This window comes from Tunicatimonas sp., assembly GCF_049647865.1.
In the GTDB taxonomy this organism is placed as follows: domain Bacteria; phylum Bacteroidota; class Bacteroidia; order Cytophagales; family Cyclobacteriaceae; genus Tunicatimonas.
Window position 1 is genome coordinate 1 of record NZ_JBARYM010000484.1, and the last position, 8,726, is coordinate 8,726.

Genomic DNA, 8,726 nt, shown 5'->3' on the forward strand with positions numbered 1-8,726 from the left:
GTTATTTTCTAAGCCACGATAATGCTCCTTGTCCAAATCTTCAAGCTGTTGTATCTGGCGGGCACATTCATTAAGAAGACTGATTTCTACCAAATCTAATTCTTGCTCAGAAGTGAGCACAAAAGAAACTTCCTCCTCATTCGCTTCTTTGCTATATTCATAGCCGAATTCAACCAGAAGTTTCTCAAACTTCTTCTCTACAAAATGATCAATACTTACACTTACCTTTGGCATAATCAGTTTAGTTTTTTCGCTGTTTTTATGATTGCCAATCTAGGAAGAGGCTACTAAGGTTTTCAAGTCAGATTTGAAAGCAAAGGTACATCGTAAGTTTGCCGTACATTCCTGGATTTACATTGAACTGTATAATTTATAAAAGAAAAAAATCGTATATCGAGTTAATTGCTGAACTATTAAATAGCGATTGTCGATTAAATTTTTACAACTATTGATTCATTATTAACTATACACTGCGTCGCCTGCGCGATTCACCACTTTGCCTAGGCTATCAAACACTTCACCTACTACCATGAACCTCTCTGTTCTTCACTATTCTTCCTCTTTGATGTTACTTGTTAGACAATTTTTTCGTTAAAGTCAAGAGATTCGCGCATTATCCAAGGTTGATCTCGCAAAATGGCGTTCGCCCGAGCGTATACCAAACGGGGCAAATAATCACCTCGTTCTTTAGCTTGCTGTAAGTACTGCTGAACATCTTCTTTAGAAGAAAGCCGCTCAATCTCCTGTAGAAGTTTTTCTTCTCGCTCTTTTTCAAAACTAGCGGCTAATAGTACCTCATCATCCGAGAATTTTTTAGATAGCTCGTGTCCCAGGTTATAGCGGCGATTAAATTCAGCATAATTCATGGAGCTAAATCGGGCAGCATCAAACCAGCTAATAATCATCGGAATAAGCGTCCAAAAGAACCCCAAGTACCACCAGCCTTTGCGATGTTGTCCAATATAAAACCGATGGATGCCGAACCCACCTAATAGAATAGCTATGAGAATTGCGTTAGTTTTATGTTTCATATAGTAAGCCTGTTTTTATCAATATTAGTTTGGTACGAAGCCCTGGCTAAATCAGTGTGGCAACTTCATTAGCATATGATATCTAACTAATTGCGATTTTATTTTCAATGATCAAATATCAAATAATGTTCCTAACTGTTGGTAGAAAAAAATTGGTGAAGTAAGTTCTGAAGCGTTATTTTGGAAACAACTCCTTTGATTGTACAATCAACGTAATCTGAATGCGAATAAGTAGGATTTTAGAGCAAAAGTTGATGCTATTTTTACTCTTTTTTATATTTAGTAGGGCTGTACAAAACTTTTATTAAATTCGCTTATTCAACGGGAATAATAAAGTAAAGTAGAAGTGTTGATATGCAAGGAGATGCTGTAAAACCTGCCAAAGGCGATTTATTGTTATCGGAGCCTTTTCTAGCCGACCCAAATTTTGAGCGATCAGTAATACTTTTATGCGAACATAACAGCAACGGATCGTTCGGCTTTGTACTTAATAAAGAGGCAGATATGCAACTTTCTGATGCAATAGATGAGGTGCAAAACTACCACCAAACACTATACGTGGGTGGTCCCGTACAGCACGAAACTCTTCACTTCCTTCACCGAGTTGACCCACCGTTCAACAATTCCGAACCCATTGTAAATGATGTTTTCTGGGGGGGTAATTTTGATGAGTTATTATCGCTCATCAATACCCGAAAAATTGCGGAAAACGATGTGAAGTTTTTTGCTGGATATTCTGGTTGGGGGCCTGGTCAATTGGAAGACGAATTGGAAGAGAAAACCTGGATCGTGTATCATCAGCCCACCGCTTATCAGCTATTTGATATTCCGGCGCATCAGCTATGGCAAGAAATACTACGTAATATGGGAGGAAAGTATCGGATGTTTTCAAACTACCCAATCGACCCTCGTTTGAACTAAAACACTTGCCCTCGTTTTATATTCTATAGTAAAGAAAAGTAGCAAGGAAACTGAATATTGCATTATGGCCGAAGCTTCTGAAAATCAGAAAGATAAACAACGCTCCGAAAACCAAGAATCGGAAAACACAGTCGAGTCCACTTCTAAAACTACCGAAAGCAATAAGGTAGCAAGCGATGAGACTGATAATGATACGCCTGACGAATCAAATTTGCCAAAAACTGCTGACGTAGCTGGAGAGGAAGCCGAATCTGAGGTAAGTTTGACTACCGAAGCAAAGTCATCTGGTGCGCCTGAAAAATCGGAGAAAGATGAGGAATCGGCTGAAAATGGTACAGCGGAGTTAACCGAAGAAAAGGCAACTGAACATTTTGAGGCGAAAGAAGAAACAGAAAATTTAGTGGAGACTACAGCAGCAGAAGCTTCTCTAGAAAATACAGAATCTTCCTCCGAAGAGAATTTAGCGGAGGATGATAATAAAAACCTAAAGGGTAGGGAAGAGCAGGTTACTAAAGTAGAAAGCCAAGCAGGAGAAGCGGCCGAACAGAAGACCCCAGATGAAAGCAGTGAGTCTGAAAAGGAGCAGACAGCAGAAGTAGCTGAAACCACCAGCCAGATAAGTGAAGCAAGAGAGGCATCTAAGTCAGAGGATCAAGAAGTGAGTAATGAAACCGAGGAAGAAGAAAGTGGCGAGTCTGAGCAAGAAGAAAGTGGGCCAGATTATAATCAGTTGAGTCGAGAGGAGCTGGCGCGAGAAATAGAAAAATTGGCTAAGGGCGACCAAATCAATACCATTGCCGACCAAGTACGGGAATTGAAAGTGCATTTTGACGATCTGGAAGAAACTCAACGACAGCAGGCTTTAGACCGATTTATAAAGGATGGAGGCGAACCCGATGGATTTGAATATCGTCCAGACGAATTCTATACGTTGTTTTACGCTGCTTACGATAATATTCGGGAACGTAGATCGGAATACCGCAATAAGCGGGAGAAGAGTCGTCAGGAGAACCTGAAAGAAAAGGAAGAGATCCTTAATAGGCTGCGCGGTTTTGTAGACGGTGAAGAAACGCAAGTGAGTATTGCGAAGGTGAAAGAAATTCAGCAACAATGGCGTAGCATTGGCGAAGTGCCTTCCTCACAAAACCGTACACTGTGGGCGAGCTACCATGCTCTGCTTGACCGCTTCTACGATAATCGCAGCATATATTTTGAGTTAAAAGAGCTTGATCGGAAGAAAAATTTGGGCAGTAAAACAGCGGTAGCCGAGCGAGCTGAGCAATTGGTTGAAGAACCGGATATTAAAAAAGCTGCTAAAGAACTGGATGAGCTTCACGAAGAATACAAGCATATTGGGCCGGTTCCTCGCGACGAGCAAGAAGCACTATGGCAGCGGTTCAAAGCAGCTTCCGATAAAATTCACGACCGTCGGCGAGAAGATATTGAAGTCTTTAAGGAACAGCTTAAGAAAAATTTAGAAGAAAAGCTGAAGCTAGTGGAGGAAGTAAAGGAGTTTGCCAGCTTTGAAAGTGATAGTATTAAGGAGTGGAATAAAAAGACCAAAGAGCTTCAGCAACTTCAGAAGCAGTGGGAAGCGGCGGGCAGTATGCCTAGAAATCAAGCAAAGGAGGTAAATCGTCAATTTTGGTCAAGCTTTAAAGAATTCTTCGCTCACAAGAGTGAGTTTTTCCAGCGATTAGATGCTCAACGAGAGGAAAATTTACAGAAAAAGGAAGCTTTAGCTGAAAAGGCTGAAACCCTAAAAGAAAGTGAAGACTGGAAAACTACATCTAATGAACTGAAGCGTTTACAACGCGAATGGAAAGAGGTTGGTCCGGTGCCAGAAAGAGCAAGAGAATTGGTGTACCAGCGATTTAAAGCAGCTTGCGATGCTTTTTTTAATCGTCGGCGTAACAATAGTCAGGAAACGGAAATTGAGTATCAGAAAAACCTAGCCACTCGTGAAGAGGCGTGTGAAAAGATAGAGTCTCTGGCTAAAGAAAAGTCCAGTGATCTGGACTCTCTCACCAAGCTTATTCAGCAGTACACTGAAACTGGTTTTGTGCCGCGCTCAGCCATGAAGAGCATCAGCTCTCGTTATCAGCAGGCGGTCAATCTATTTGTTGAGAACGCCGAAGAACTAGATGAAAATCAGAAGAAAGAGGTGCTAGTTGAAATTGAGGTAGGATCGCTGAAAAGTAGTCCGGGTGGGCAGCGACGAATTAATCTGAAAGAAGGAAGTATTCGACGAAAGATTAGTCAGCTTGAAGGCGATATTTCATTATGGAAAAATAATATCTCTTTTTTTACATCATCATCGAAGCAGGCTGATAAATTAATCGCCGATGTAGAGCGAAAAATTGAGAAAGCCACGGCTGAATTAGCGCAATTAAAGTCTCAGTTAGATGTTTTACAAAGTTTAAAGTAGAATTAAGATACAGAAGGCTTGAAAATCAGATAAGCGCCAATTATATTTGCCAACCAATTTATTGCCCCCTTAGCTCAGCTGGCCAGAGCAACGCACTTGTAATGCGTGGGTCGTTGGTTCGAATCCGACAGGGGGCTCTTATAAAATTTCTCTAATTAAGCACTTACAGATTCCTGTAGGTGCTTTTTTTTAACAGATACTTTAAATAGTACAATATGATCAGTTAGGATGCTTCGCAGGTTCGTTGTTTAGCGACCGGCTAACGATGTAACTTTCTTCTAATTGGTTATCGGCAACCCTGTAGAGTTTTCCGTTTTGGGTACTCAAGCCCTTAGACCTTGCTCTTCATAGGTACTCGGCTATCTGTAAAATTGTATGAATCTTGAAAATAGGCTTACTACTGTTTCTTTCCACCTCTTCTTACTTACTCTGTTCCATAGAAAGTAATAAGAACTACTTAAAAACTAAGACATATTGAGGATTGCTAATGAAGTTTAACTATTCAAATAGGGTTACTTCCCTTAAGTAGAGGTTTGCAGACCAGTTAAACGTATTTAGTTTTTGACTATTCGTCGTTTACATCTTTTAGATTATAGTTAGCCCTAAATAGTTCTTATGAGGTTCACGCACTATGCTATTGTAAGCAGATAGTTTTACAAAGACATTCACGGCTAACCTAGAGTGAAAAAAAGCGCGGAGCAATCGTCCTGAGCTTCTTTTATAACTTGCTTAAAAACAGTGAAAAAACTAAAAAGCCGCACTGAATTTGTGTTCAGTGCGGCTTTTATAATACAGCTAAATAGCAGTCAGTTTCACAAAACAGTTGCCTAGTAAAGGATCAATTCTTGCGTAGCTCTAAGAATTTACTCGGTGGTAGAACTACTCTTCTGATCAGCATTGTATCCATCGTTGTATCCTGTTTCAGCATCAGCCTTTACTTGATCCCAATTAACGGTATCTATCGCGAAATACGCTAGTATTCCTAAAATAAATCCGAGAATTTCTCTTTTAGTAATTTTCATTGTTGAGGTATTTATTTAAAACTATAATTCATTTATAGATTAGACTAAATCACCTTAGTTTTTCCGGGAGTAGGTACGGGATAAAGTCCGTCCGCATTCGGTACAATTGGTGGCTGAGCGTCGAAGGCAAAAGTTTCGGGCATTAAGCTCATGTCGGAGTTGAGCGCATCTTCCCACGTTACCGGCTTACCTGAGTAGGTTGCCATTCGTCCCAAAATAGCCGTCATGGTGCTTTTGGCTCCGTTCTCAGCGTCAGCTAGTAATTCACCACCGTTAGCAATGGTTTCAAACAAGCGGTCGTGCTCTATCTGGTAGGGGTTGCGGTCGTTCTTGTCCCGGTGGCTCCAGATAGAGTTCCCTTTTAGATCAGTAATCTCAGTTTTACCATCGGTAGTCGCCCGGCCTTTCGTTCCTACGAATGATTCGGCCACTTTATTCATGCAGCCTTCAATGTGGCGACACTGACTGTTGATCATCGTTCCATCACCGTAGTGGAACTCTACAAAATGGTGATCAAAGATTTCACCGTGGTCGGGACCGGTACGTACTTCGCGTCCGCCCATACCTTGCGCCATGGTGGGGTACGACTGCTTCGCCCAGTTGGCTACATCAATGTTATGGATATGCTGTTCCAGGATATGGTCGCCGCACAGCCAAGTGAAGTAATACCAGTTGCGCATTTGGTACTCCATCTCGGTTTGCCCTTCTTCGCGCGGACGCACCCAAACTCCACTACTATTCCAGTACACTTGTCCGCCGGTGATATCTCCAATTTCCCCGTTATGGATGCGCTCCATCAGGGCCAGATAACTGGGTTGGTAGTGCCGCTGTAGACCAACCACTACGTTTAAGTCTTTCTCTTTTGCTTTTTTAGCTACTTCCAGCACTTTGCGTACTCCGGGGGCATCCGTGGCTACCGGCTTTTCCATAAACACATGCTTTCCGGCGTTAACGGCTTCCTCAAAGTGAATGGGGCGGAAACCGGGAGGGGTAGTTAGGATTACTACATCGGCTAAAGCGATAGCATCTTTGTAGCCTTCAAAGCCTACGAACTTGTGTTCTTCTGGTATATCGATTCGTCCCGAGTCGCCGTGTTTTTGGGTAAGGTTATCGTAGCACTTGTCCAGGCGGTCGCGGAAGGCGTCGCACATAGCGACTAGTTTCACATCCTGGTCTACGCTCATGGCTTGGCTGGCCGCGCCGGTTCCTCGGCCCCCGCAGCCAATGACCGCTACTTTAATAGTTTCGTTTCCCCGCACGTAAGCACTGGCTTCCACGGGCAGTTGGCTGATTAGCAGTCCGCCACCCGCCGCAGCTACAGCAGAGTTTCTTACAAATTTACGTCGGTTCATTGTCAGGTTCTTGTTCATATTATCTATTATTTGATTGTTAAATTGTTTAATGGCTAGGAGCATGGGACACTAGGCTAGGGACCGCTATAGCGCAGCTTAGTAATGATAATTCGTGCATTATGTGCTAGATTCTGATTTCATATTTCATATTTCATATTTTTCCACACTCCTAGCTCCCCGCGCTCTATATGTCTTCAATAAAATTGATCCAGTACTTATTCTGCATTTCTTCCGATGGAGCTTGCTGGGGCCGTACTAAGCGGATACCTACCCAGCGGGCGTTAGTGTGCCACCAGCGGCTTTTTGGTATCTGCGGATCGTGTATTTTCCACTGAGGATTGGATGCGGTACGAGCGGCCGACCGTAGTACTTCGGGGTCATCATCGTAGGAACCACCCCGGGCCGTACGCGGATATAGTTCGGTAGGCTCATTCCAAGGATTTTTGGAAGTTGCCTGATCTAGGCTAGCGTAGTAGGCCGGGTTATATTGGTCTAAAGTCCACTCCGCAATATTGCCGTGCATATCGTGGAGTCCCCAAGGGTTAGGTTTCTTGGTACCAATCTTTTCGTAGCCACTATCGGTGTTGCCGTAGTGCCAAGCATATTCGTCCAGTTGAGAAAGATCATCGCCGAATGAGTAGGCGGTAGTCGTTCCGGCTCGGCAGGCGTATTCCCACTCGGCTTCGGTGGGCAAACGGTAGTAATGTCCGGTCTTCGCGCTCAGCCACTTACAAAACTGACTGGCGGCATACTGGGTCATACAGATAGCTGGGTAGCCGTACTTACCCATATTAAAGCTCATATCCAAGTAGGGCGGAGTAGGTCGCGATACCGCATCTACGTTCGGAATATTAGCCGCGCCTAGTCCGCCATTTTCTTCCGCGTAGCGTTTCTCCAGCTCCTGAAACATAAACACCTCGTAGACGTCCCACGGAATCTCGTATTTCCCCATCCAGAACGGGTCAATGGTAACTTCTACTTGGGGCCCTTCGTCATCGTTATGATGCTCCTCTGATTCGGGACTACCCATCATAAAGCTACCTCCCGGAATGGGTAGCATTTCAATAGAAAAACCGGTGCCCGGTACATCAGCCGCGTAGGCTTCAAAGGCTTCATTGCCATAATACTTGGAAGTATAACCTTGAGCTATTAGCAATACGATAGTGCCGATAGTCAGTACCTGATTAAAGCGGCTAAGGCGAAATGAATATTTGTGTCGGAATAGATTGCGAATGAACATTAATCAGAGAAAATCAAGAGATAAATTCAATGGACCGTATTATAACAACGGTTAAGTCTCTAATTTATGCATTTTTCCTGACTATTTCAGAACCCATTAGCGAAGATTGATTTGTATCGTCTGAGCTGCTTGTTGTACAGTAACTTTTGCTTTATCAAAAGGGGGAGCGCTCATTTTTCCGCGAGCGTCGTTAGAGAAACCGTAATCTTCCTTCGGTATGCCTACCATGTTAGTGTCTAACTTACCATTCTCGTTTTTATCGTGATAAGCCGCTACAGCGTAGTCTCCTTCCGGGAGCGTGAAAGAAGCCTGAACCTTATTCGCTGGGTCTAAGGGAACACTCTTCTGATAAGTACCCTTGTCGGGGAAATCATCGTCAACGGTAAACACCGCTATTTGTACCTGTCCTTCGTAAGAACTCAACCCCAGTATTTCAATAGTAAGTTCCTGATTCACAGTAGTATTGGGTAAAATATCGGAGGATAATAAAGCGTGTATTGCTAATAGTATAAGCATAATGTAATAGAATTAAAGCACCAATTCGGTAGTGCGCCATTATGCTAACAAGAAAAACTACTTTACGGTTATTTACAATTCTACCGTTTTTCCAGTCTTGAACGATTCATCGGCGGCTAGTACTACTCGGAGGCTATTAATGGCATCCTGATGGTGCTGCGTTAAATCCATATCCTCACTAATAGCGCGGTAAAATAATTCCTGTTCCCGGTCGCA

Annotated in this window: 8 protein-coding genes and 1 tRNA gene; 3 read left to right on the plus strand and 6 right to left on the minus strand. The window is 43.1% G+C overall.

What is annotated here, in order from left to right; genetic code table 11:
- Positions 1 to 234: hypothetical protein (locus WBA23_RS14290; protein WP_424582955.1), on the minus strand; the 234-nt coding region annotated here is incomplete at its 3' end.
- Between the two features lie 341 nt (positions 235 to 575).
- Positions 576 to 1,031 carry a TM2 domain-containing protein gene (locus WBA23_RS14295; protein WP_424582956.1) on the minus strand — a complete coding sequence of 152 codons (456 nt, stop codon included), beginning with the start codon at positions 1,029 to 1,031 and terminating at the stop codon, positions 576 to 578.
- A 354-nt stretch (positions 1,032 to 1,385) separates the two neighbouring features.
- Between WBA23_RS14295 and WBA23_RS14300 the strand changes: the two genes are divergently transcribed.
- The 3 genes from WBA23_RS14300 (at position 1,386) to WBA23_RS14310 (ending at position 4,517) form a co-directional block, all read left to right on the plus strand.
- Positions 1,386 to 1,952, plus strand: a complete 567-nt coding sequence (locus WBA23_RS14300; RefSeq protein ID WP_424582957.1) for a YqgE/AlgH family protein — start codon at positions 1,386 to 1,388, stop codon at positions 1,950 to 1,952.
- 64 nt (positions 1,953 to 2,016) lie between these two features.
- Complete coding sequence (locus tag WBA23_RS14305) at positions 2,017 to 4,380, plus strand: DUF349 domain-containing protein (RefSeq protein ID WP_424582958.1); 2,364 nt, start codon at positions 2,017 to 2,019, stop codon at positions 4,378 to 4,380.
- A 63-nt stretch (positions 4,381 to 4,443) separates the two neighbouring features.
- Positions 4,444 to 4,517, plus strand: a tRNA-Thr gene (locus WBA23_RS14310).
- Positions 4,518 to 5,243: 726 nt separating this feature from the next.
- On the opposite strand, the gene WBA23_RS14315 is transcribed toward WBA23_RS14310, so the two are convergent.
- From WBA23_RS14315 to WBA23_RS14330, 4 genes are all read right to left on the minus strand, one after another.
- A complete protein-coding gene (locus WBA23_RS14315) occupies positions 5,244 to 5,402 on the minus strand; it encodes a hypothetical protein (protein WP_424582959.1) in 159 nt (52 codons plus the stop codon).
- A 44-nt stretch (positions 5,403 to 5,446) separates the two neighbouring features.
- Positions 5,447 to 6,772: a Gfo/Idh/MocA family protein gene (locus tag WBA23_RS14320; RefSeq protein WP_424582960.1), complete on the minus strand. Its 1,326-nt coding sequence runs from the start codon at positions 6,770 to 6,772 to the stop codon at positions 5,447 to 5,449.
- A 166-nt stretch (positions 6,773 to 6,938) separates the two neighbouring features.
- Complete coding sequence (locus WBA23_RS14325; protein ID WP_424582961.1) at positions 6,939 to 7,994, minus strand: formylglycine-generating enzyme family protein; 1,056 nt, start codon at positions 7,992 to 7,994, stop codon at positions 6,939 to 6,941.
- A 96-nt stretch (positions 7,995 to 8,090) separates the two neighbouring features.
- Positions 8,091 to 8,510, minus strand: a complete 420-nt coding sequence (locus WBA23_RS14330; RefSeq protein WP_424582962.1) for a DUF2141 domain-containing protein — start codon at positions 8,508 to 8,510, stop codon at positions 8,091 to 8,093.
- Positions 8,511 to 8,726: the final 216 nt, after the last annotated feature.

Coding starts and splice junctions, on each gene's coding strand:
- WBA23_RS14295 (WP_424582956.1), bottom strand. CDS start 1,031: ATGAAACATAAAACTAACGCAATTCTCATAGCTATTCTATTAGGTGGG.
- WBA23_RS14300 (WP_424582957.1), top strand. CDS start 1,386: ATGCAAGGAGATGCTGTAAAACCTGCCAAAGGCGATTTATTGTTATCG.
- WBA23_RS14305 (WP_424582958.1), top strand. CDS start 2,017: ATGGCCGAAGCTTCTGAAAATCAGAAAGATAAACAACGCTCCGAAAAC.
- WBA23_RS14315 (WP_424582959.1), bottom strand. CDS start 5,402: ATGAAAATTACTAAAAGAGAAATTCTCGGATTTATTTTAGGAATACTA.
- WBA23_RS14320 (WP_424582960.1), bottom strand. CDS start 6,772: ATGAACAAGAACCTGACAATGAACCGACGTAAATTTGTAAGAAACTCT.
- WBA23_RS14325 (WP_424582961.1), bottom strand. CDS start 7,994: ATGTTCATTCGCAATCTATTCCGACACAAATATTCATTTCGCCTTAGC.
- WBA23_RS14330 (WP_424582962.1), bottom strand. CDS start 8,510: ATGCTTATACTATTAGCAATACACGCTTTATTATCCTCCGATATTTTA.